This window comes from Ramlibacter sp. (genome assembly GCF_035554825.1).
Classification (GTDB): Bacteria; Pseudomonadota; Gammaproteobacteria; order Burkholderiales; family Burkholderiaceae_C; genus Ramlibacter.
This window is the reverse complement of the sequence record NZ_DATMHS010000077.1, coordinates 64,591-87,790: the sequence shown is the minus strand read 5'-3', so window position 1 is coordinate 87,790 and position 23,200 is coordinate 64,591. Positions and strand designations below refer to the sequence as shown.

The following is a 23,200-nucleotide window of genomic DNA, read 5'->3' as shown; positions in this document are numbered from 1 at the left end:
GCGGCCCGCCCGCGGTCAGAAGCTCACGCCGGCCGTCGTCCCGAGGTAACGCTCCAGGACACTCATCTCGGCGGTGGTCGGCGCGCCCTTGCCGCTGATCACCGAGTAGATGTTGCCCATGAAGCCGTCCCGCGGGTAGTACCAGCAGTAGCCCCAGCCGATCATCATCTGGTTGAACACGCTGGGGGCCAGCGTGGCGCTGGCGCTGCCGACGACGGCGGCGTTCACGCGCAGGCGCTGCGCGCCGGGGACCGAGGTGAACGAGATCACCGAAGGCGTGTTCGCCGCCAGCCGCGCGCTGCTGGTCAGCGTCACCGTCTGGTTGTTCTTGTCGATCCACTTCGCCTGCGGCTGGCTGTTGCTGAACAGCAGTTCGGAGCTGTAACCCTCTTCCGTCTTGGAGGCCTGGAACACGACGCCCGTGTTCCAGGTGTCGGGCACGCTCACGGCGGCGATCGCGAAATGCGCGTCGCCCTGGTGGTACGGAATGCGGTTGACCGGATTGGGCTGCACGCCGGCCTGCGGATCGGACTTCTTGCACCAGAAGCCGAAGGTGTTGTAGACGGTGTGGTCGGTGTTCTTCTTGCCGTTGGTGGTCCGCATCACCGGCACGCTCATGGTGCCGTTGTTGGGGTTCTCCTTGTTGATCCAGTTGATCATCTCCATGGCGTTGCCCGGCGTCGAGCCGTAGCCGGAGTCGGCGATCGCGCGCACCGGCTGGCCGTCCGCGGCGGGGACGCCCTGCATGTAGTCGGTGTAGCCGTCGGCCATTTCCCACTTGCACGCGTTGTACTTGGCGATGATCGCCATCGCCGCGTCGGTCAGGCTGGTGGACGCGTAGGCGACCGGATCGGTCAGCGAATACACCTTGCGCGGCGGCGGCACCTGCGCCGCGCCGCTGTACGTCAGCGTCGTGACGGCGTTCGAGGGCGACGTGAAGGTGTAGCTGTCCTGGCCGTTGGCGCCGGCCGGGATGGTCAGCGTCGACTTGCTCAGCGTGCCGCCGTTGCTGGAGGCGACACTGATGGTGACCGGGCTGGCCAGGTAGCCGCGGGCGTAGACCGTGATCGTCACCGAGGTGCCGGAGGACGCATAGCCCGGGCCGTCGTCGAACAGCGTCGCGCCGGTGCTGGCGGTGCCGACCTTCATCGCGCCGGACACCAGCGGCTCCAGCGTCTTGTTCTGGTGCCAGCCGGGCACGTGGTTGATCGGGTAGTTGTGGATCGGCCAGTGGTTGCCGCCCATCCAGCTGTAGACCTCGACGCCCTCCTGGCGCGCCAGTTCCATCGCCTTGGCGAAGCTCTGCTGCCAGCGCGGGTCGTCGATCGGCATGCCGACCTCGGTCAGCGCCAGCTTGACGCCCTTCGCCTTGGCCCAGTCGGTCGCGATCTTCAGCCGGTTGTAGCCGGTGCTGGTGCTGATCGGAACCCCGCCCTCGCCGACGCTGTAGCCCTTGGCCACCTCGGTGTCCCAGTCGAACGCCCAGCCGTTGCTGTAGGCGTCGAGGTACATGTGCACCTCGTAGATCAGGTTGGTGCCGGCCAGCGGCCACTTCGGGTTCATGGTGCCGATCGTCATGGCGGCGTCCCACTCGTTGCCCGACAGGTAGATCGCGGTGTTCGCGTCGACCGCCCGGATGGCGTTGATCGCGGCCTGCGCGAACGTCGGCCAGATCGTCAGGTCCTCGCCGCCCGTCGAGGCCACCGTGCCGCCGGCCACCGGCAGGTCGTGCGGCTCGTTCATCAGGCCGTAGCCGCCGAGGCCGGGGTGGTCCTTCCACTTGGTCGCGACCCGGGTCCAGAAGTCGGTGTAGGCCGCGATGGTGAGCCGGGAGCCGGCCGCGAGCGAGAAGATCCGCTCCTGCACCTGGTTGGCGTCGGTGGTGTAGGGACGGATCAGCGGATCGGCCGGCTTCGTCAGTCCGATCACCGAGCCGTCGGCCTGGTACACGAAGTCCTGGTAGCGGCAGTAGTTGTGCAGATCGATGATGCACTTGATGCCGGCGGCGGCGTGCGCGTCCAGGACGTCCTGGATGTACGACGCGTAGCCGGCATGCAGTTCGCCCGGGTTGCCGATGGCGGCCTTGGCGGCCGTATTCGCCACCGTGGTGCTCAGCATCGGCTGCAGCAGCTCCCACTGGATCGGCAGCCGGTTCTTGGTGAAGCCGGTCTTGGCCAGGTACGTCACGTCGGCCTGGCGCGGCACCGTGAAGTTCAGGTTGGGCATGGTGCTCTGGCCGTAGCGCAGGCTGGGCCGGGTCCACTCCATGCCGGACAGGTTGGTTCCCATGGCCAGACCGGAACTCGCCACCGGCTGGGTGGTGGTGGTGTCGGGCGTGGTCGTGGTGGGGGTGGTGGTCGTGGTATCCGTCGTCGGGGCCGGGGTCGGCGCTGGGGTCGGGGTCGGGGTCGGGGTGTCGGTCACCGGCGCGACGTACTTGTTGCGCTTGGCGTAGACGACGGCGCCCGCCGCGGCGGCGGCGGCGGCGGTGGCCCGCTTGGAAAATTCACGTCTTTGCATCTCTACTACCTGTCTGCAGTTGTTAGAAACGTGTAGGCGCATGGCGCCGCACACTCGCTGCCCCCTCTTCCCGGCTGCAGCAGCGACTGGGTGCAATCAGGTGGGCGTCCGGTTGAGCGGGCCCTTGCGGGACTCCGCAGGCGTGAAACGAACCTCAACCGTGGGGGAAATGTTAGTAGGACAGGGACTACAGGAACAGATCGCAGCCTTAGGCAAAAGACTGCATTTTTTACAGTGTCGGGCAACACTTGCGGGCAAACCCGCAGCGGACGGCGTGAGAAATTTCGAGCCGGGCCTTCCGCGGCCGCGAAGCTCTACAGAGGGAGAAATGGATGAGCGCGGGGCGCGGTCAGCGCGGCCAGGTCGCCCGCGCACGGGACGACCTGCACTACGGGGCCAGCGTCCCACCGGTGGCAATAGTTACGCGATGAAATGAATGTCTGCGCGCAATTACAGTCGATGCGTGATTACGTCACGCCGAGAGCCTGGCGCGATCGTGTAGTTGCGCTGCAAAGTGGGCGAATCTTGCCGCACGCTGCAGAGTTCGTGTAGGAAACCGCTCACACGACTCGAACGCGGGCAGCTGGCCCCCTCGCGCCTGTGATCCCCGCCGATGGAGATGCGGCCGCCGCCAGCGGGCATGCGACATCAGGCTTGCGATGCGCCGCACGGCGCGGCGCCCGGCGCGGACGGGAGGGCATCGCGGAAGCGATGCCAATCGGTGGTTGCGGACCAGCGCGCGGGCGGCAACGAGGCCCCCGCCTCGTCGCCGCGCCGGCCGGCCACTCAGACGATCACCGGCTGCAGTTGGATGCCGATCAGGGCCACCGGGCCCGCATCGCCATCCGCGTCGGTCATCTGCACCGGAAGCTCGAAGCCGGCCGGATTGCCCTGCGTGAGCAGGTCTGCACCGGCGGGTGCGATGTCGAAGTTGGCGCCGCCCAGCACCACGCTGTTGACGGTGTGCCCGGCGTAGTTGGACACCTCGGCCCGGTTGAAGCCGTCGGCGGTCGAGATCTCGATCAGCGGATCGTCGCCGCCCGCGCCGTCGCCCGGGGCACCCTCGTTCAGGCCGGTGATCACCCAGCCCAGGCCGACAGCCGCGGCGTGGACAACGTGACCGTTGATGGTGCGGTCCGTCACCGTGCCGCCGTCCACCAGCACCTGGCCGTCGATCATGACCTTGGTGATCTGGTCGCCGGTATCGTCGGGATCGCCCACCAACGTCTTGTCGTCGTCCGCGTCGAAGGCCATCACCAGCGCGGTGCCGGTCGTGCCGCCAGGGTTGTTCTGCGTCAGCAGGAACGAATAGGCGTTCACGTCCATGTGGGCACCGGCGGTGAAGTCGCTTCCCAGCGGCGAGCCGGCCAGGACGGCGTTCTGCACGAAGTCGATGCGCAGCGTTTCGTCCGGGTTCATGGTCTGGTTATCGGTCCCGGCGCCCTGGGTGCTGACGTTGACGGTGTGGTCCGCCGGCGCCCCGCCGCTCGTGTCGCCGCCCGAGAACAGCAGGTCCAGCTTCGTGCCGCCGACGTTGTCGATGACGTTGTAGACGAGGTTGCCCGACTTCACGGGCGCGCTGCCCAGGAAGTTGATGCCGCCGCCGTCGTCGATCGCGCGGTCGAAGTCGACCGTGTACTGGTCACCCGAGGTGTCCAGCGTGGCCGTGAACACGGTCGCCAGGCCGGTCTCGGTCTTGCCGACGAGCGTGCCCGTACCGAACCCGGACAGCACGATGTTCTCGCCGCCCGAAGTCAGCAGCTTGTTGCCGCTGTCGCGCAGGTAGTTGTCGGCCACCACCGTGTCGACGAAGGCGAGCGTCGCCGGCGTGTCGGCGCCCACGGCCCCGGCCGCGTTCAGATCCTCGGTGCCGACCGCCGTTCCGCTGTTGGACAGCGTGAGCGAATCCGGCAGGAAGGCCACGGGCGTGTCATCGTCCACGTTGACGGTCAAGCTGCCGTCGGCGGTGTCGCCGTCGCCATCCGTCACGCGATAGCCGATCGTGAACGCCTGGTCGTTTTCATCCAGGCCGGCCGCATGCATCACGGCCGCGTTCTGCGTCACCAGGTAGGCGCCCGTCGCGGCATTCAGCGTGAGCGTCATGACCGTGGTCGTCCCCTGCTTGACGAGCAGGCTGCCGCCGGCGCCGGCCTCGTAGCTGAAGCCGCTCGGCGCGCCGCTGGTCAGGTAGGCGACCGAGCCCAGACCGTCCGCGCCGAGGCTATGGGCCAGCGTGCCGCTGGTGTTGGCCGTGTCCGGAGTGACGTCGCCCGTGCCGCCCGGATTGCCGCCCGTGAGGGCATCGTCATCGAGTTGGACCGCCGCATTGGCCGACACCGACGGCCCGTCGTCCTCGAACTTCAGCAGGTCTCCGATGTTCAGCGACGCCGTCGCGGTGTCGCCGTCGCCGTCGGTGACCTTGCCGGTCATGGTGATCAGCGCCGCCGCCGCCAGCATCGCCGGCGAGGTGCTCTCGTCCGGATCGGTCGGGTCGTCATGCACCACCGCGCGCTGCTGGTCGAGCGTGACCACGCCCGCGCTGCTGACGCTGACGGTGAACGCGATCGGGCCGCTGGCGGCGGCTGCCGCATCCGCGCCCTCGCGCCCCACCACCACGCCGCTTTCGAGGCGCAGATACACGTGGTTGTTGGTGGCCGTATCCACCAGGCCGGAGTCCACACCCTCGGCGCTCACGCCCAGCGCGTAGGCCACCGAGCCGGGCCCGTCGGCGCCGAATGCGCCGGTGAAGTTGGTCGAGAAGTCGGCGCTGGCGTCGGTCGCCAGCACCGTCTCGTCGACGATCAGGGTCGGCGGCGTGCCGGTCGTGCTGATGCTCGGCCCGTCGTCCTCGAACTTCAAGAGGTCTCCGATGTTCAGCGACGCCGTCGCGGTGTCGCCGTCGCCGTCGGTGATCTTGCCCGTCAGCGTCACCATGGCTGCCGCCGCCAGCATCGCCGGCGAGGTGCTCTCGTCCGGATCGGCCGGGTCGTCATGCACCACCGCGCGCTGCTGGTCGAGCGTGACCACGCCCGCGCTGCTGACGCTGACGGTGAACGCGATCGGGCCGCTGGCGGCGGCTGCCGCATCCGCGCCCTCGCGCCCCACCACCACGCCGCTTTCCAGACGCAGGTACACGTGGTTGTTGGTGGCCGTGTCGACCAGGCCGGAGTCCACGCCCTCGGCGCTCACGCCCAGCGCGTAGGCCACCGAGCCGGGCCCGTCGGCGCCGAATGCGCCGGTGAAGTTGGTCGAGAAGTCGGCGCTGGCGTCGGTCGCCAGCACCGTCTCGTCCACCACCAGCGCCGGCGGCGTGCCGGTGGTGGCAACGCTCGGGCCGTCGTCGTCGATCAGCATGTGCGAACCGATCTCCAGGGGCGTCGCCACGGTCTTGACCAGGCTGAAGCCGCCGATGTCGAAGCTCGCGCTGGCGCCGGCGGTGGCGGCGTTTTCAATCAGCACCCGGCTGTGCGCGCTCACGGTGTGGTACACGATCGAGTCTTTCGACAGCACGCCGGACACCGAAACCGATCCGCCGGAAAAATCGACGGTGATGCCGGCGGCCGTGCCGTCCGCCGTCAGGTCGAGGATCTTGACGCCGGACTGGTCGTAGACCTGCACACCGTCGATGGCGACCTGGGTGTTGTCATGCAGGTGGTCGACAAATTCGGTGCGATCGTGCATTTCGGTCGTGAAGGCGCTCACCTTCACCGTCCCCGCCTTCACGGGCTGCATCTGCGAGATGGCGAACCTGGCCAGCGTCGTGCCGTACAAGCCGCCGAAATCGATGTTCGCTTCCTGATCGGCTTCGATCGGATTCAGGTTGGGCGCGATGAAATCCGGGTTTGCATTTGTGACGAACGTGAAGTACATGCCCTCGGACGGATCGATCATCTGGTTGTTGGTGCCGATGGTCGTGTTGCCGCCGCCCAGACTGGTGTTGACCGTGTCACCGCTGTTGAATCGTGCGCCCTCCGACTGGTTGGCCGGGTTCTTGCCGGTGACGACGATGGCGACCTCGTCACCGGGATTGGCGGCGTCCGCCGCGTCTCCGAACATCATGAACAGGTTCTGCCCGGCCGGCGCGTTGGCCAGCGAGAAGTCCTGCACCTGCTGCACGTTGACGTACGCCTTGAGCGCGAAATCGACACTGTCATCGGGGTCCGTGTCGTCGGGATGATGGACTGCCTCGTAGCTGACCGTCCACAGCTTCGCGCCGGAGATCGGCGAGCCGATCGGCTCCAGGTAGGCGGCGAAGACCACCTGGTCGGCAGCGGTCTTGCCGAGCAGCACGTTGTTGTCGACGCTGTCGGTCCACAGCAGGATGGGATCGCCGTCGGTCGTGGTCAGCCCGCTGTCCACGCCGTCGAGCGGCGCGCCCGACGATTTGGCGAATGCGATGTCGGTCGTGATGCCCGTGAGGTCCAGCACACTCCCGCTGGAAACGGCTTCGTTCAGGTAGCCGGCGGGAATCCGGGCGGCAAAGGCGGCCGGCAGGGCCGACGAGGTGTCGTCGTCCTGCAGGCCAAGGGTTTCGTCGAGCCGGACGTTCAGTCCGGTGAGGGTAGCGCTCATGGTGAATGACCTCCAGCCGGAGAGGAGCTCTCCGGTCAATGTCAATGGATAGCCCGGAGAGCCGCATTCTCAATACTCCGGAGGGTGTAGGCCGGAGGGTCTCATCGAGCGGCAGGTGCTCGGCGGCTGCGTGGCGCGCGCGTGCGTGTCGGCGTGCGCGTCGGCGTTGCATTGGCAGCAGCAACGACGCGCCGCGCGTCACCCGAAAAGGCAGAGCGAGTCCGGATGTGCGCCAAGCGACGAATGGGAATCAGTCGCGGCCAGCGCGGCGCATCGGCGTCGCGACGATGTGCCGAGTTGCTGCCGCGTTCGCGACCGGCGCGCCGGCACTGCCGGCGCTGGTGAACGGTGCATGCGCCGAGCCAGCGGCCGCAAGGCCCTAGACTCGACCCGTCATGGCCCGATCGACATCCCGAATGAAGTTTCCGTGCAGCGGCCCGTCGGCGGCCGTCGCTGCGATCCTTGCCCTTGCCACCGGCGCCCGATCGGCGCCGGCTGCTCCCGACTTCGACGTGGCCTACCGGGCGTGGGACGTCGTGACCGACGTCGCGCGCCACCACCGCGACCCGAACCTCGGCGGGGAGTGCGGCAAGACCTTCAGGCCGTTCGTCATCCCGGGCCTGAAGCGGCAGACCAGGCAGGAGCAGGACCTGGCCGCGGCGGCCTGTGTCGCGGCCGCCCGGTCGGTCTGCGCGGACGGCGGGCCGCAGCGCACGCCGGACATCATCCGCAAGTGCCGGGAGTTCAGGTAGGCGCGGCCGCCGAGCCGCGCCCGGTCACGGCGCGCCGCGCCCGTCGGTCCGAGAGAGCGCAACCGTTCCATGTGCCACGCCGGCGCAGTGCTGAGTGCCAGCGTCACCGAGCAGCCGGCCAGCGATGGCAGCTCGGCGGGGGCAGCGCAGCAGCGCAGGACCGAAGCGCTGCCTCACCGCGGGACCACGACGCGCCGACTTTCGCGCAGACTATGGGATGGCGATCGCGCCGCTCGTGCGAAGGACAACGGTGATCTACTGGTCCCTCTGGGGCATCGCTTCGCTGGCCCTGCTGTTCCTGCTGATCGCGATCATCTGGTCGATCCGCAGGCATCGCGACGTCAGCCTGCGCGTGGACTGCGGGGAAGGCATCGAGCAATTCCTGCCGTCGCTGGCGGGCCTGACGCTGGGCACCTCGGTACCCGGCAATTCGGTCGAGCTGCTGGAGAACGGCCGTTACTTCGACGTGTTGCTCGGGCGCATACGCGCTGCCGAGCACTCGGTGCACTTCGAAACCTTTCTCTGGAAGGATTGCACCGTCGGGCGGGCGCTGGCCGCGGCGCTCGCCGAGCGGGCCCGCACCGGCTGCCAGGTGCGCGTCCTGCTCGACGCCAACGGCGCCGCGGAAATCGGCCCCGCGACCGTGCGCCAGATGCGCGCCGCCGGCTGCAAGGTGGCGTTCTTCCATGATGGGGCGCTGCGCAACATCGGGCTGCTCAATGAGCGCGACCACCGGAAGCTGGTGGTGATCGATGGCCGCGAGGCTTTCGTCGGCGGCCACTGCATCGTGGACACGTGGCTGGGCAATGCGCAGGACCGCCGGTTCAATGCCGACGTGAGCGTCCGCGTGCGCGGGCCGATCGTGAATACGCTGCAGGGCGTGTTCAGCGAAAACTGGATCGGCGAGACGACGGAGCTGTTCGGCGGCGACGGTTACTTTCCGCGCCTGCCGCGCACCGGCGACGCCTGCATCCACGCCGCCTACCTCAAGCCGGAGGGCTCCGCCCCTGCCGTGAAGATCCTGCACCACGTCGCGATCTGCCTGGCGCGCGCGCGGATCCGCATCCAGAACCCCTATTTCATCCCGCAGCCGGCGGCCATCGACGCACTCGGCGAGGCCGTCAACCGCGGCGTCGACGTCCGCGTGCTGATGCCGTCGACGAGCGGCTCCGACAACCCGATGGTGCAGCATGCGGGCCACCGCAACTTCGAGAAGCTGCTGCGCTGCGGCGTGCGGCTCTTCGAATACCCGCACACGCTGCTGCACCAGAAGGTGATGACCATCGACGGCGTCTGGAGCGCGGTCGGCTCCAGCAACTTCGACGACCGCTCGTTCGAGACCAACGACGAGCTCACGCTGGGCATCCTCGATCGCGACCTTGCCGGCCGGCTCGATGCGATCTTCGACCGGTACGTCGCGCGTGCGGACGAGGTCGACCTGCACGCGTGGCACCGGCGCGGCGCATGGCACAAGCTCAAGGACAACACGTTCTACCTGTTCCACGAGCTGCTGTGAGCGGCCGCACCGCGAGCGGGGTCCTGCCGGCCGACGATCGAACCGTCCTGCATGGCCGGTCTCCTCGATCCGCAGCGCCACGCGCTCGCTGAAAACGAGGACTCCATCGCCGGCGCGCCGTGGCGGATGCCGCCGTCCAGCACCGTGACCGGCGTCGCACCGGGCGCCCCGCCCCGCGCCCCGCGCTAGTTCGCTTTGATCCCCGCGGTCTGCACCACCGGCCCGTACAGCGCGAGCTCCTTGCGGATCACTTCGCTGAAGGTGCCCGCACTGCCGGGCGTGGCGTCGATTCCCGCCACGGCGAGCTTTTCCTTGACTTCAGGGTCGCGCAACGCGGCGTTGAGTTCGGCGTTGAGGCGGTCGAGGATGACCTTCGGGGTCCGCGCGGGCGCGACCAGCCCCACCCAGGAGTTGATGTCGAAATCGTTGACGCCGTTCTCCACGAACGTGGGGATCTCGGGATATTGCGGGGACCGCTTGCCACTGGGCACCGCAATGGCCTTGAGCTTGCCGGATTTCAGGTGCGCCTGCACCGACGCTGCCGAGGCGAACGCCAGCGGAATATGGCCGCCGAGCACGTCAGCCACCGCCGGTCCGCCGCCCTTGTAGGGTACGTGGGTCAGCTTCGCCCCGGTGCGTTGCTTGAGCAGTTCACCGGCGATATGCGTGATGCTGCCGGTGCCCGAGGTTCCGTACGACAGTCCCTCGGGCTGCGACTTCGACAACGCGATCACTTCGGCCAGCGACTTCGCCTTCAGGCCTGGGTTCGCGACCAGGATGATGGTCGAATTGCCGATCTTGCCGATCGAGTCGAAGTCGCGCACGGGATTGAAGTTGACCTTCTCGTAGACGTGCGGATTGATCACGAAGGTCCCGTCCAGCACGAGCAGCAGCGTGTAGCCGTCGGGAGCCGCTGTCGCTGCGGCCTGGCTGCCGATGTTGCCGGAGGCGCCGGGGCGGTTGTCCGGCACGACCTGCTGGCCGAGCTTGCGGCTCAGGAAGTCGGCCACGATGCGGCCGCTCGTGTCGGTCACGCCGCCCGGCGAGAACGGCACGATGAGACGGATCGGTTTGTTCGGGTAGCCGTTCTGCGCGGACGCAGGCGTCGCCGTCCAGCTCGTCAGTGCGAGCGCGGAAGTTCCTGCGAGAAATCGCCGGCGCGGCAAGGAAGTACGGGTCATGGCTTCAAGGTCTCCGTGGCAATGCAGTTTCTTATCAACGGGGCACACGACGGCGAGCGATGCCGTCGACCAGGCGGGCGATGGGGGCGCCCGGATTCTCCAGCAGGCTCATGATGCTGTAATGGTCGTGCCCGGGGAGTTCGACATAGGCGACGCTGGTACCGACAGCTGCACACGCGTTGGCGAAGTCGCGCGACTGCCCGACGAAGCCCGCCGTTTCGCCACCACCGACCACCACGGTGAGCGGGACGGCCGCACTCGGGGGGTGGCGCGTTGGACTCATCGGATCGACCTGCTCCGGCCGCAGCCTGATCTCCGAGTTGACGCTGATGGACAGCACCGGCTCCAGTTCGTAGACACCGCTCACCAGCACCGCGGCCTGCGGCAAGCCGGCCAGCGCCGCCGCTTTCGCGCCGGCGGGCGGCAGCGCCGCCGCGATGAGGTGGGCGCCCGCTGAATGGCCGGACGCGGTATACGAGTCGGGATCGCCACCGAGTTCGGCGGCATGCCCATGAACCCATCGCAACCCCTCGCGCACCTGCTCCACGATCTCGGGGAGTTCCGCCCCCGGGCAAAGCTTGTAGTTCATCACCACGGTGGTGATCCCCAGCGGCACCAGCGCATCGGCGACATAGCTGTAATCGCTTTTGTCGCGGCCGCGCCAATAGCCGCCGTGCAGGAACACGTGCAGGGGCGGCCGCACACCGGAGGCGGGAAACACGTCAAGCGTCGCGAGTGCGCCGCTCCCATAGCTCACGTCCAGACGGCCGGCACGCCGCTGCCGGGTTGCGGCGCTGAGCGCGGCGGCGCGCTGCGCGAACGCCTCCACGTTGGCCACTGCCTTCCGCGGGTTGTACTGGTATTCGATGTCGTCTTTCAAGGAGTCCGTCATAGGCGGCCCGCTTCCCCACCGGTGACCTGCGATCCCGGCACCGGCGTCTCGTGCGCGTGGCGCTGGCGTTGCGCGCTTGCGGCGACGCCCTCACGACCTGGAAAATCGTCCATTCCGATTCCTTTCTGCCCAGCTCACCATGGCCAGGAAACGCTCGTGCCCGAGCCTGTCTCCGACGCCCTCTCGAAAACCAGTCGCGCGACGGTCAGGTCCTGCAGCGCCAGTCCGGTCATGTCAAAGACCGTGATGTCTGCGGCGGCGCGGTCGAAGCTCGCGGTTCCCGTCAACACGTCGCCCAGCTCCACGCACGGCGTTTCGGGAGCCCATTGCAGCTCGCCAAGCCTGAGCGCCTGCTCCTTGTCATCCACGACGACCCGAGCTCTCTCCAGCACACCCGGCGGCAGCTCGCGTTTTCCGCGGGTATCCGCGCCCACGCAGTTCAGGTGAGTGCCTGGCCGCACGGCGGCGGCATCGAACAGCGGACCGCCTCCGGGCGTCGCCGTGATCACGATGTCGCTCTCGGCGACCGCTTCGTCTGCGTTTGCTGCGCTCTCGATCTGGCAGCGGTCCGCAAATTTCGATGCGAACGCCTGGTCGGGCTTTCGGTCGATGGCCACGTAGCGCACCCGTTTGAGCCGCGGCAGCGTACGCAGCGCGAAATTCAGCTGTGAGGCTGCCTGGACACCGGTCCCGAACACCGTGACGGTCTCGCTCTCCGCGCGAGCCAAGGCCGAGATCCCGAGGGCTCCCGCGGCGCCGGTGCGCACTGTCGTGATCGTGTTGCCGTCGATGACACAACGAGGACGGCCCGTTTCCGGGTCGAACAGCACGATCGTGGCTTGGTGAGGTTCGCCCCCGGCACGTCGATTGTTCGGCCAGAAGCCTGCCGCCTTGAATCCGAGCAGCTTCTGTGACTGCACGTCGCCGGCCTTGACGCCGAAAATGCCGCCAGTCGACAGTTGCTCGCGGATCACAGGAAAGACACGCCCTTCCCGGCGGCTGTGCAGCTCGAAAGCTTCGCGCACGGCGCGCACGACGGCGTCCTGGACAAGCACCTGGTCGACCGCGTGCTTGTCGACCAGCAGCAACCTGGCTTCACTTCGCATAGCTGTACACCGATGCACGCGACACGCCCAGGTGGGCAGCGACGGTGTCCGTTGCGCGCCGGAGCTCCAGCAAGCCCGCTGACTTCAGATCCTTGATCAGCGCGCGACGATCCTCGATCTTCAGAGCGCGCGGGGTGGTTGCAAGCCGTGCCGCGAAGTGGTCGATGCGGTCCCGGATCCTCTCTGCGCCGGACGGATCGAGGTTCTCGCTTGCCGGCGAATCCACCTGAACCGAGACGAACTTGTTCACCATGCCCTGGAATCCCTGGAACATCGTCAGATCGATGTTCATGCACAGTGCGGCGATGTATTGACCCTTGGAGTCCTTGACTCCGATGGACGTGCTCTTGACCTGCCGGCCGTCCGAAAAGCGGTTCGGATAGTTCGCGATGACCTGCTCGAAGTCCGGGTTCAGGATCCGGGCAAGTCCGAGTTCGGTCGCCGGATGTCCGACGGTACGGCCAGACAGGTTGTTGTGAATCGCGAGGATGGCGTGCGCGGGCTCGAGCAGATCGTGAACGACCACCTCGCAAAACGGCGCAAACGTTCTGGCCAGCCCATCTGCGATCTGTTTGACCTGTTCGAGCAGCAGTCGCTGCTCCGGAGTCCGCTTCGTCATGGTTGGACACTGTGTCAGCAACCAGACAAAATGTCAAACGTTCCCGTGGATCGGCGCGGCCCGCCGGCAACGGCTCCCCACAAGTTGCACCTCTTGAGTGGAAACCCAGGCTTCAATAGGTGGTCAAGTAAGGCTTCAGCCGTACCAGGTCCGGCTCGACGCCGAGACCGGGTGCATCGCCCAAGCTCACCCAGCCGTCCTGCGGCGCGAGGGGGAACACCTCTTCGCGCAGCGGGTTCGGGTTCGCGTCTACCTCGGCGAAGCCTTCGGCCCCCATGGCCGCGCGCAATTGCAGCGACGCCGCCAGGCCGATGCCGCCGCCCAGCCAGTGGGGGCAGAAGACCGCGCCGTGCCGCCGTGCCAGCAGCGCCACCTCGCGACACTCGGAAATGCCGCCCCACTTCGCGACATCCGGCTGGATGAACGAGAACCAGCCGCCCGCGAGCGCTTGCTCGAACGCGTCCAGACCCCTGAGGTTCTCGCCCCCGGCCAGGGGCGCGCCGCAGTCGCGGGCCAGGCGCTGCCAGGCCGCTGCCGGCTCGTCGGCGGCCAGCGGCTCCTCGACCCATTGCGGGTGGTATGGCGCCAACTCCGCGATGCGCGCGGCCGCCGTGCCGTGCTCCCAGGCCTGATTGGCGTCCACCATGATCGTTGCGTCCTCGCCGAGCGCGGCGCGGATCTCGGCGAAGTTGGTGATGTCCTGGTCCGACCCGAAGCCCACCTTGAATTTGAAGGCGTCATAGCCTTCGTCGCGCTTGCGCGCAGCGTTCACCGCCACGTCCTTCGGACCGAGCCCGCTGGCATACAGGTGCACCCGATTCCCGGCGGTGCCACCATCAGGCGCGAGCAGCCGCCACAGCGGAACGCCCGCCCGCCGGCCCGCCATGTCCCACAGTGCCTGGTCGATCGCGCTGATGATCTGCGCGAAGGGGCCAGGTTCACCGCACTGGATCGCCACGCGGCGGGTCTGCGACTCGAGCTCGCGCCGCAGCCTCGGCGCATCGTCCGAGGGACGGCCTTTGAGCAGCGGCGCGAACATGGAGTCGACGAGCCGCGCCCGGTGCTCCGCGCCCACCTGGGGGAAGTTGCAGAACACTTCGCCCCAGCCCCATGCGCCGTCGGCTGCGCTCACGCGCAAAAAGACGGCGGGCCGGCTGGTCATGATGCCGAAGGAAGTTGCGACTGCCTTCGCCACGGGCGCCCGCAGCACCCAGCATTCGACCTTGGTGATCTCAGTCAAGCGTTGCTCCGATGTCCTTGGCCACCTTCGACCACTTGGCGATTTCGCTGCGGATGTACTTGCCGAACTCATCCGGACCGCCGCCTACCGGCGTCAGGCCGGCGGTGGCCAGTCGCTTGCGAACTTCGGGGTCGGCCTGCACCTTCTGAAACGCTTCGTTCAGACGCCTGAGGATGGAAGACGGCAATCCGGCCGGCGCGGCGATGCCTTGCCAGGCGACCGCTTCGTATCCCGGCAGGCCGCCGGCCTCAGCGACGGTGGGGATGTCCGGATACTCTGGTGAACGCCGCGCGCCGCCGACGGCCAGCGCACGCAATTTGCCGGCCTTCACCTGCGGCATCATGCTCGCCTGGTCCGCAAACGCCACCTGGATGTGGCCCGCCACGAGGTCGCCGACCAAGGCGCCCGTGCCCTTGTACGGCACATGCGTGATGTTGGTGCCGGTCTGCGCCTTGAACAGCTCGGCGGCCATGTGCTGCGCGCTGCCGCTGCCCGATGATCCATACGAGAGCTTGCCGGGATTGGCCTTGGCGTACGCGACGAGTTCGGCAACGGTGCGCACCGGTACGCCCGGACTGACCACCAGCACGTAATTCACCATCACGGTCTGCATGACAGGCGTCAGGTCCTTCACGGGGTCGTACGGCATCTTGGTGTAGATGCCCGCGTTCATCGCCAGCGTCGCCACATTGCCCACCAGCAGCGTGTAACCGTCGGGCGGCGCCTTGGCCACCAGTTCGGCGCCGATCATGCCGCTGGCGCCGGCCCGGTTTTCGATCACGATGGGCTGTCCCAGTGTGTCCGCGAGCGCGGGCTGCACCGCGCGCGCATAGGCGTCGACGGCACCGCCGGGCGGGAACGGCACGATCAGCCGGACGGGACGGCTGGGGTAAGCCTGGGCCGACACAGTCGGGACGATCGCCGCTGCGAGCGCGCAGGCAGCCAGGGTGCGCAACCATCGGGTGAGAAAGGTCATCAAGGTCTCCTTTTGCTAGTTGTTCTGGTCCGCCTCGGCGCCGGCGTTGCACTGCGCATCAGATCCATCTCGATCTGGAACATCTGCGCCGGGTACTCGATTTCGGCGTAATAGATGATCCGGTTTCGGTCGTCGACGATCGTGCGGCACACGTGAGCGACCGGATCACCCACGCCGATGTCGAGATGGCGCGCCGTTGTCTCATTGGCCACCGTGATGCGCATGGTCTGCTTCGCCTGCTCGATCCGCACCCCGCGCAGGGCCACGAGCTGCGGGATGATGGGTTTGCTGCTGAACTCCTGCGGCGCGACGTCGAATATTTCGCCGTCAACGTGCACCGAGATCAGGCAGTACGGCGTGTCGTCGCGATAGTGCACGCGCAGCAGGCGGCGATAGGACGGTCCCAACTCGCCGCAGGCGATCGACGGCGCCGGCCGGCTCGAGCTGCCTTCCTCGATCGGCAGCAGGCGGATCTTGAGATCGGCCACCGCTTCGACCAGCTCGTCGAGCGTGGTTGGCAGCTTGAACCAGCGCTCTTGTGAGAGGTCTTTCGCGACGAACGTGCCCAGCCCCCGCGTGCGGCGCACGATGCCCATCTCCTCGAGCTGGCCGAGTGCCGCGCGCAGCGTGATGCGGGACACGCGGTACGTGCGTTCGAGCTCGTCGAGCGTGGGGATTTGCTCGCCGAATCCCCAGGCCTGGCTTTCGATCTGGTGGCGCATCAGCTTGGCCACCTGCAGATACAGCGGCATCCGGCTCTTCTGGAACACGGTCGTATCGCTGTGCATGGCTGGCAGTTGGCTGGGAGGGAATGGGCTGGAGGCAGGCATTGGCTGCCTCCGGGATTGGCTTCAGTCTACGCGCGCGCCAGAATCCCGGACGACCTTGCCCCACGCCTTCACGTCGGCCGCGATCAGGGCGGAGAACTGTTCCGGCGTGTTGTGCCGCAGCACGTAGCCCTGCGCCTCGTACGGCGTGCGGAACGCGGGGTCGTCAAGCACCGCCACGACCTCCTTGTTCAGCCGCTGCACGATCGGCGCGGGCGTGCCGGCCTTGACGAATAAACCGCTCCACACGATCGATTCGTAGTCCGGCACTCCGGCTTCGACCATCGTTGGCACGTTCGGCAGGCGCGGATTGCGGGTCCGGCTCGTGATGGCAAGCGCGCGCAGCTTGCCGGCCTTGACCAGGTCGACGATCGCCGGCAGGTTGTTGAACATCAAGGGGAGCTGGCCGCCCACCACGTCCTGCAGCGCGTTCGGTCCGCTCTTGTAGGGCACATGCTGCATATCGATGCCGGTGCGCGACTTCATCAGCTCGGCGGCCAGGTGCATGGTGTTGCCGTTGCCTGGCGACCCGAACATCAGGCTGCCGGGCTTGGCCTTGGCGGCGGCGATCACGTCGCGAACCGACTGGTACGGCGTGTTCGGGTTGACGACCAGCACGTTGGCCATCTCGTGCATCAGGCTCACCGGCTGCAGGTCCTTGATCGGGTCGTACGTCATGGACTTGCCGTACAAGTGCGGATTGATGGCGATGGTGCTCGAGGTGCCCAGCAGCACCGTGTAGCCATCGGCTCGGCCGCTGGCAACGGCGGCCGAGCCGATGTTGCCGTTGGCGCCCGGCTTGTTGTCGATGACGACCGGCACCTTCAGACGCTCGCTCAGTTTCTGCGCGAAGCCACGCACGAACGCGTCAGCGGGCCCGCCCGCCGCGTACGGCACGACGAACGTCACCGGCTTGGCGGGGAAAGCTTCGTCCGCCAGGACCGGACCGGCCCAGGACGCGGCGAGTAGCGCGGAGGTAGCGCCCAGAAACTGGAGGGCGTGGCGGCGATGGATCATTGCCTTTTCCTTGAATGTGGGGGTCGAAAGAACGCCGGAGCCTGCGCAGACGGCCGCAGCCGCGCCGGACGATGGTGAGGAAGGCCGGCTCAGCGGCTCGCGGCCGCAGCCAGTTCGCGGTAGCGCGCGGCGCAGGCGTCGGCGGTGTGGACGAGCATCGCCAGGTCGTTCGCGACCGACACGAATGCGAACCCCATCGCGATGTAGCGCTCCGCGGCGGCTGGGTTGGCGGCCAGGATGCCCATCGGAATCTTCGCCCGCCTTGCGCGTTGGAACGCGTCGGCGATGACCTCCTGCACCTTCGGATGGTCCGGCTGCCCGAGATAGCCCATTGTGGCCGACAGGTCGCCGGGGCCGATGAACAAGGCGTCGACGCCTTCGGCGGCGATGTCCTCGAGTTGCGCGATCGCCGCCTGTGTCTCCAGCTGCACGATCAGGCAGATGCCGTCGTTGGCGGTCCGGAGGTAGTCCGGCACGCGGCCGAAGCGGCTGGCCCGGTGCATGACCGCGACCCCGCGCTGGCCCGCCGGCGGGTAGTACATGGCTTGTACGGCCGCCCGCGCTTCGGCTGCGCTCTGCACATATGGAACCATGACGGTGGTCACGCCCGCGTCGAGATAGCGCTTGAACAGGATCGGATCGTTTGTCGCAATACGCACGATCGGCATGGTGGTCGAGGCGGCCAGTGCCCGCAGATGATTCATGACGTCGGCCAGCTCCTGCGGCGAATGTTCGCCGTCCAGGAGCAGCCAGTCGTACCCCGAGTGAGCCAGCGCCTCGACGGCGTTGGTTGAATTCGACATCGACCAGACGCCGACGAGCGGCCGACCGCCCCGGATGGCGGACTTGAAGGGATTGCGAGAGGACTGCATGCGCGTTTTGTTCGTCGTGTGGGTATCGTGCTTAAAGTCATATTAATAAGCACTTTGACCCATGTCAACGGGATGACCCCCGGGGTGAACAACTCCCCGCCCTGGAGTCCTCGCGTTGGCCAGACGCGGCGACGGCTGAACCAGCAACACAGCGGCGTCGTGGTACGAATCGCAGACAAGAGGCGAAATGGCATCAGGTCGGAACCGGAGCGGCGGAGACCGAGTGGGAATCAAGGCGGAAACCAGGGCGGAAACACGCAGGGCAGCGACAACGAGTTCGGAAACACCCAGGCGGAAAGGGCCGCGGCGACAACGACGGCCGGGGCTTTGCGTCGTCGGATCCCGATGGGCAACGCGAGATCGCGGGCGAACCTGAAGGGCGGCCGTGTCATTGCAGCGGCCGCTGCAAGCGCCGCTGGGGAAGCTCTCGCCCTTCGACTCGAAGGGTCCTCGGCCCGCCGTGACCGCAGAAGGAAGCAGGCTTGCTGCAACCACGAACAAAAGGGGTTAGCCCACGAGAGCTAACCCCTTGATCTTTTGGCGGAGTGGACGGGACTCGAACCCGCGACCCCCGGCGTGACAGGCCGGTATTCTAACCAACTGAACTACCACTCCGCGTGGTGCAGCGTCCGCTCTTGCGAGCCAAGTGCTGCCACTTGTGCTTCATTCACTGGCGTGAACTTGGCGACCCTACGGGGATTCGAACCCCGGTACTCACCGTGAAAGGGTGATGTCCTAGGCCTCTAGACGATAGGGTCATAACCTTCGGACGAACCGTTCGACACATTGGTGGAGGTAAGCGGGATCGAACCGCTGACCTCTTGCATGCCATGCAAGCGCTCTCCCAGCTGAGCTATACCCCCGTTGGGTGTCGAGCCTTGAATTATAGCGTGATTTCGGCGCGCTGCTGAGCGCGAGTCCGGCGTCGTCGAATCTTTTTTGTGTCCGTTGCTCAGGCCGCCCGCAGCCGCTCCAGCACCCGGTCGCGCTCGCACAGTTCCAGCACCGCATCGACCGAGGGCGTGTTGGGGGTGCCCATCACGAGCACCCGCACCGGCATCGCGAGCTGCGGCATCTTCAGGCCGGTGGCGCGCAGCACCTCCTTGATCGCCTCGGCGATCGCCTGCCTGTTCCAGGGACAGGCCTCCAGCATCTTGCCCAGCATGCCGATCGCCGGTCGCACGACGTCGGTGAGGTGCTTGGCGACGTCTTCCGCGGTCGGCCGCACCGGCCGGTAGAACTTCTCGGCCCAGTCCGCCAGCGCCACCGTGGTGTCGCAACGGTCCTTGAACACGGCGCAGATGCGCGCCACGTGGTCCTCGAAGAGATTCTCGATCCCGCGCTTCTTCAACTGCTGCGCCACCAGCACGGCCAGCTGGTCGTCCGGCGTCAGCTTGATGTGCTGCGCGTTGACCCAGCGCAGCTTGGCCTCGTCGAACTGCGCGGCGCTGCGGCCCAGGTGGTCGAGATCGAACCAGGAGAGAAACTGTTCGCGCGTGAAGATTTCCTCGTCGCCGTGCGACCACCCCAGGCGGGCCAGGTAGTTGACCATCGCGTCCGGCAGGTATCCCTCGTCGCGGTACTGCGTGACCGGCTTGGCGCCATTGCGCTTGCTCATCTTCTCGCCCTGCTCGTTCAGCACGGTGGGCAGGTGCGCGTAGACCGGCGGTTCCTGGCCGAGCGCGCGGAAGATGTTGATCTGCCGCGGCGTGTTGTTCACATGGTCGTCGCCGCGGATGACATGGGTGATCCGCATGTCGATGTCGTCGACCACGACGCAGAAGTTGTAGGTCGGCGTGCCGTCGGGCCGCGCGATCACCAGGTCGTCAAGTTCGGCGTTGCTGATCTCGATGCGGCCCTTGACCTTGTCGTCCCACACCACCGAGCCGCCGGTCGGATTGCGGAAGCGCAGCACCGGCTGCACGCCTTCGGGCACCGGCGGCAAGGTCTTGCCGGGCTCGGGCCGCCAGGTCCCGTCGTACCGCGGCTTTTCCTTGTTGGCCATCTGCCGCTCGCGCAAGGCGTCGAGTTCGGCCACGCTCATGTAGCAGGGATAGACCAGCCCCTTGGCCTGCATCTGCGCCAGCACTTCGCGATAGCGGTCCATCCGCTGCATCTGGTAGAACGGCCCCTCGTCGGGAGCGAGGCCCAGCCACGACATGCCCTCCAGGATCACGTCGACGGCGGCCTGGGTCGAACGTTCGAGGTCGGTGTCCTCGATGCGCAGGATGAAGTCGCCGCCGGTGGCGCGCGCGAACGCCCACGGATACAGCGCCGAGCGGATGTTGCCCAGGTGGATGAAGCCCGTCGGCGACGGGGCGAAGCGGGTGCGCACGCGCGCCCCGGCGGAAGTGGTGCTGGTGCTCACAGGGTGTCCAGGCCGCGCGCGAGGTCGGCCTTCAGATCGTCGAGATGCTCGAGGCCGACGGCCACGCGGATGAGGCCCTGGCCGATGCCCGCCGCCTGCCGCTGTTCTTCCTTCAGCCGGCCGTGCGAGGTGGTGCCCGGGTGGGTGATGGTGGTCTTGGTGTCGCCGAGGTTGGCGGTGATGCTCAGGATCCGGGTCTGGTCGATGACGTGGAAGGCATTGCGGCGCAGGCCCTCGGGGCCGTCGCCGACGACGTCGAAGGAAACCACGGCGCCGCCCTGCCCCGATTGCTGGCGCATCGCCAGCTCGTGCTGGGGATGCGATGGCAGGCCGGGGTAGTAGACGCGTCCGACCTTCGGCTGCCGCTCCAGCCAGCGCGCCAGTTCCAGCGCGCCCTCGCATTGGGCCCGCATGCGGATGCCCAGCGTCTCCAGCCCCTTGAGCACCACCCAGGCGTTGAAGGGCGACAGCGCCATGCCGGCGGTGCGCACCACCGGATCGAACACGTCGCGAATGTATTTCGCCGGCCCGCAGATCGCGCCGGCCAGCACCCGTCCCTGGCCATCGAGGTATTTGGTCCCCGAATGGATGATCAGGTCGGCGCCGAGCTCGGCCGGCCGCTGCAGCGCCGGCGTGCAAAAGCAGTTGTCGACGGCCAGCAGCGCGCCGCCGGCGTGCGCGATGTCGGCCAGCGCACGGATGTCGCACACGTCGGTGAGCGGATTGGTCGGCGTCTCGGCAAACAGCAGCCTGGTGTCGGGCCGCATCGCGGCGCGCCACTCGCTCACGTCGGTCTGCGAAACGAACGTGGTCTGGACGCCGAACTTGCCGAACATCGTGCCGATCAGGTTGAGCGTGGAGCCGAACACCGAGCGCGAGCACACCACGTGGTCGCCCGCCTTCAGCAGGCCCATGCACAGCATCAGGATCGCGGCCATCCCGCTGGACGCGCCGATCGCCGCCTCCACGCCTTCCAGGGCCGCCAGCCGGTTCTCCAACGCCACCACCGTCGGATTGGACGTGCGCGAGTAGGTGAAGCCTTCCTCCGTGCCGGCGAAGCGGCGGGCGGCGGTCTCGGCGTCGGGCTGGACGAAGCTGCTGGAAAGGTAGAGGGCTTCCGAGTTCTCGCCGTACTGGCTGGGCTCGATGCCGGCGCGCACCGCGAGCGTCTCGCGGTGCAGATCGGGAGGAAGTGCTTTGCTGGTCATGTCGGGCGCTCAGGCGTCCTGCGAGTTCGGCAGGGCCAGGCGGGAATTGCTTTCTTCGAGCGGGTCTTCCTGGCCGACCCGCGCCGCGTTGATCCTGGCGATGTCGTCGGCATTGATGTCGCCGGTCACGTACACGCCGTCGAAGCACGAGGCGTCGAAGCCGTCGAGCTTGGGATTGAGCGAGCCGATGGCCCGCTTCATGCCCTCGACGTCCTGGTAGATCAGCGCGTCGCAGCCGATGATGCGGCGCACCTCTTCGATGGTGCGGCCGTGCGCGACGAGTTCGCCGGCCGTCGGCATGTCGATGCCGTAGACGTTCGGATAGCGCACCGGCGGCGCGGCGCTGGCCAGGTACACCTTGCGGGCCCCGGCGTCGCGCGCCATCTGCACGATCTCCTGGCTGGTGGTGCCGCGCACGATCGAGTCGTCCACCAGCAGCACGTTGCGTCCCTTGAACTCGCTGGCGATGACGTTGAGCTTCTGGCGCACGGATTTCTTGCGCACGCCCTGGCCCGGCATGATGAAGGTGCGGCCGACGTAGCGGTTCTTCACGAAGCCTTCGCGGTAGGGAATGCCGGTGAGCTGCGCCAGCTGCATCGCGCTGGGCCGGCTCGACTCGGGAATCGGGATCACCACGTCGATCTCGTTGGGCGGCACCGTGGAGATCACGCGCTTGGCCAGCGTCTCGCCGAGATTGAGGCGGGCCTGGTAGACCGAGATGCCGTCGAGCACCGAGTCCGGCCGCGCCAGGTAGACGTATTCGAAGATGCAGGGGTACAGCTTGGGCGAGGCGGCGCACTGCTGCGCATGCAACTGGCCCTGCAGGTCGATGAAGACGGCTTCGCCCGGCGCCACATGGCGCTCCAGCGTGTGGCCGGTGCCTTCGAGCGTCACCGACTCGCTCGCCACCATGACGGTGCCGTCCTTGCCGCGTCCGATTGACAGCGGCCGGATGCCATAAGGGTCGCGGAACGCCAGCACGCCGTGGCCGGCGATCAGCGCCACGACGGCGTACGAGCCGCGGACGCGCCGGTGCACGTTGCGCACCGCCTCGAACACGTCCTCGGGCTTGAGGGGCAGCCCGCGGGTGGTCTTCTCCAGCTCGTGCGCGAACACGTTGAGCAGCACCTCCGAGTCGCTCTCGGTGTTGATGTGGCGGTGATCGCTGGAGAACAGCTGCGCGCGCAGCGCCTGGGCGTTGGTGAGGTTGCCGTTGTGCACCAGCACGATGCCGAACGGGGCGTTCACGTAGAACGGCTGGGCCTCTTCCTCGCTGTACGCGTTGCCCGCCGTCGGATAGCGCACCTGCCCCAGCCCCACGTTGCCCGGCAGCGCCCGCATGTTGCGGGTGCGGAACACGTCGCGCACCATGCCCTTGGCCTTGTGCATGAAGAACTTGCGGTCACGCTGGGTGACGATGCCGGCCGCATCCTGGCCGCGGTGCTGCAGCAGCAGTAGCGCGTCGTAGATCAGCTGGTTGACGGGGGCGTTGCTGACAACGCCGACGATTCCACACATGTTGATGCTCTCGTTG

General features: G+C 67.4%; 16 protein-coding genes and 3 tRNA genes. 2 read left to right on the top strand and 17 right to left on the bottom strand.

Annotation, left to right across the window (positions count from 1 at the left end; genetic code table 11):
• Positions 1–15 precede the first annotated feature (15 nt).
• Both VNT59_RS09700 and VNT59_RS09695 read right to left on the bottom strand, forming a co-directional pair.
• Positions 16–2,520 (bottom strand): cellulase family glycosylhydrolase, encoded by a 2,505-nt coding sequence (locus VNT59_RS09700; RefSeq protein ID WP_325498128.1) that lies wholly within the window; start codon positions 2,518–2,520, stop codon positions 16–18.
• 786 nt (positions 2,521–3,306) lie between these two features.
• Positions 3,307–7,092, bottom strand: a complete 3,786-nt coding sequence (locus VNT59_RS09695; RefSeq protein WP_325498127.1) for a DUF5801 repeats-in-toxin domain-containing protein — start codon at positions 7,090–7,092, stop codon at positions 3,307–3,309.
• Positions 7,093–7,508: 416 nt separating this feature from the next.
• Between VNT59_RS09695 and VNT59_RS09690 the strand changes: the two genes are divergently transcribed.
• On the top strand, positions 7,509–7,844 hold the full coding sequence (locus VNT59_RS09690; protein ID WP_325498126.1) for a hypothetical protein: 336 nt from the start codon (positions 7,509–7,511) through the stop codon (positions 7,842–7,844).
• 250 nt (positions 7,845–8,094) lie between these two features.
• Positions 8,095–9,360: a phospholipase D-like domain-containing protein gene (locus VNT59_RS09685; RefSeq protein ID WP_325498125.1), complete on the top strand. Its 1,266-nt coding sequence runs from the start codon at positions 8,095–8,097 to the stop codon at positions 9,358–9,360.
• Positions 9,361–9,545: 185 nt separating this feature from the next.
• Here the strand turns inward: VNT59_RS09685 and VNT59_RS09680 are convergent, their stop codons facing one another.
• The 15 genes from VNT59_RS09680 to purF all read right to left on the bottom strand — a co-directional run bounded on the left by VNT59_RS09680 (position 9,546) and on the right by purF (position 23,184).
• Positions 9,546–10,541: a tripartite tricarboxylate transporter substrate binding protein gene (locus tag VNT59_RS09680; protein WP_325498124.1), complete on the bottom strand. Its 996-nt coding sequence runs from the start codon at positions 10,539–10,541 to the stop codon at positions 9,546–9,548.
• A 34-nt stretch (positions 10,542–10,575) separates the two neighbouring features.
• The gene (locus tag VNT59_RS09675; RefSeq protein ID WP_325498123.1) at positions 10,576–11,421 is read right to left on the bottom strand and encodes an alpha/beta hydrolase; all 846 of its coding nucleotides are present in this window, start codon (positions 11,419–11,421) and stop codon (positions 10,576–10,578) included.
• Positions 11,422–11,567: 146 nt separating this feature from the next.
• Positions 11,568–12,539 carry an ornithine cyclodeaminase family protein gene (locus tag VNT59_RS09670; protein ID WP_325498122.1) on the bottom strand — a complete coding sequence of 324 codons (972 nt, stop codon included), beginning with the start codon at positions 12,537–12,539 and terminating at the stop codon, positions 11,568–11,570.
• Positions 12,529–13,158: a helix-turn-helix transcriptional regulator gene (locus VNT59_RS09665; protein WP_325498121.1), complete on the bottom strand. Its 630-nt coding sequence runs from the start codon at positions 13,156–13,158 to the stop codon at positions 12,529–12,531. Before VNT59_RS09665 ends, VNT59_RS09670 begins: the two co-directional genes overlap by 11 nt.
• 112 nt (positions 13,159–13,270) lie before the next feature.
• The gene (locus tag VNT59_RS09660; RefSeq protein ID WP_325498120.1) at positions 13,271–14,398 is read right to left on the bottom strand and encodes a mandelate racemase/muconate lactonizing enzyme family protein; all 1,128 of its coding nucleotides are present in this window, start codon (positions 14,396–14,398) and stop codon (positions 13,271–13,273) included.
• A complete protein-coding gene (locus VNT59_RS09655) occupies positions 14,391–15,374 on the bottom strand; it encodes a tripartite tricarboxylate transporter substrate binding protein (protein ID WP_325498119.1) in 984 nt (327 codons plus the stop codon). Before VNT59_RS09655 ends, VNT59_RS09660 begins: the two co-directional genes overlap by 8 nt.
• The gene (locus VNT59_RS09650) at positions 15,374–16,162 is read right to left on the bottom strand and encodes a GntR family transcriptional regulator (protein WP_325498118.1); all 789 of its coding nucleotides are present in this window, start codon (positions 16,160–16,162) and stop codon (positions 15,374–15,376) included. Before VNT59_RS09650 ends, VNT59_RS09655 begins: the two co-directional genes overlap by 1 nt.
• 63 nt (positions 16,163–16,225) lie before the next feature.
• Positions 16,226–17,218 carry a tripartite tricarboxylate transporter substrate binding protein gene (locus VNT59_RS09645; protein ID WP_325498117.1) on the bottom strand — a complete coding sequence of 331 codons (993 nt, stop codon included), beginning with the start codon at positions 17,216–17,218 and terminating at the stop codon, positions 16,226–16,228.
• 89 nt (positions 17,219–17,307) lie between these two features.
• Positions 17,308–18,090, bottom strand: coding sequence for an HpcH/HpaI aldolase/citrate lyase family protein (locus VNT59_RS09640; protein WP_325498116.1), 783 nt, complete (start codon positions 18,088–18,090; stop codon positions 17,308–17,310).
• Between the two features lie 538 nt (positions 18,091–18,628).
• Positions 18,629–18,705: transfer RNA gene (locus tag VNT59_RS09635), tRNA-Asp, on the bottom strand.
• Positions 18,706–18,772: 67 nt separating this feature from the next.
• Positions 18,773–18,848: transfer RNA gene (locus tag VNT59_RS09630), tRNA-Glu, on the bottom strand.
• 29 nt (positions 18,849–18,877) lie between these two features.
• A tRNA-Ala gene (locus VNT59_RS09625) sits at positions 18,878–18,953 on the bottom strand.
• 89 nt (positions 18,954–19,042) lie between these two features.
• Positions 19,043–20,458: a glutamate--tRNA ligase gene (gltX, locus tag VNT59_RS09620; protein ID WP_325498115.1), complete on the bottom strand. Its 1,416-nt coding sequence runs from the start codon at positions 20,456–20,458 to the stop codon at positions 19,043–19,045.
• Positions 20,455–21,666, bottom strand: coding sequence for an O-succinylhomoserine sulfhydrylase (locus VNT59_RS09615; protein WP_325498114.1), 1,212 nt, complete (start codon positions 21,664–21,666; stop codon positions 20,455–20,457). The genes gltX and VNT59_RS09615 overlap by 4 nt, the downstream gene beginning before the upstream one ends.
• Positions 21,667–21,675: 9 nt before the next feature.
• On the bottom strand, positions 21,676–23,184 hold the full coding sequence (gene purF / locus VNT59_RS09610; protein ID WP_325498113.1) for an amidophosphoribosyltransferase: 1,509 nt from the start codon (positions 23,182–23,184) through the stop codon (positions 21,676–21,678).
• Between the last annotated feature and the right edge of the window lie 16 nt (positions 23,185–23,200).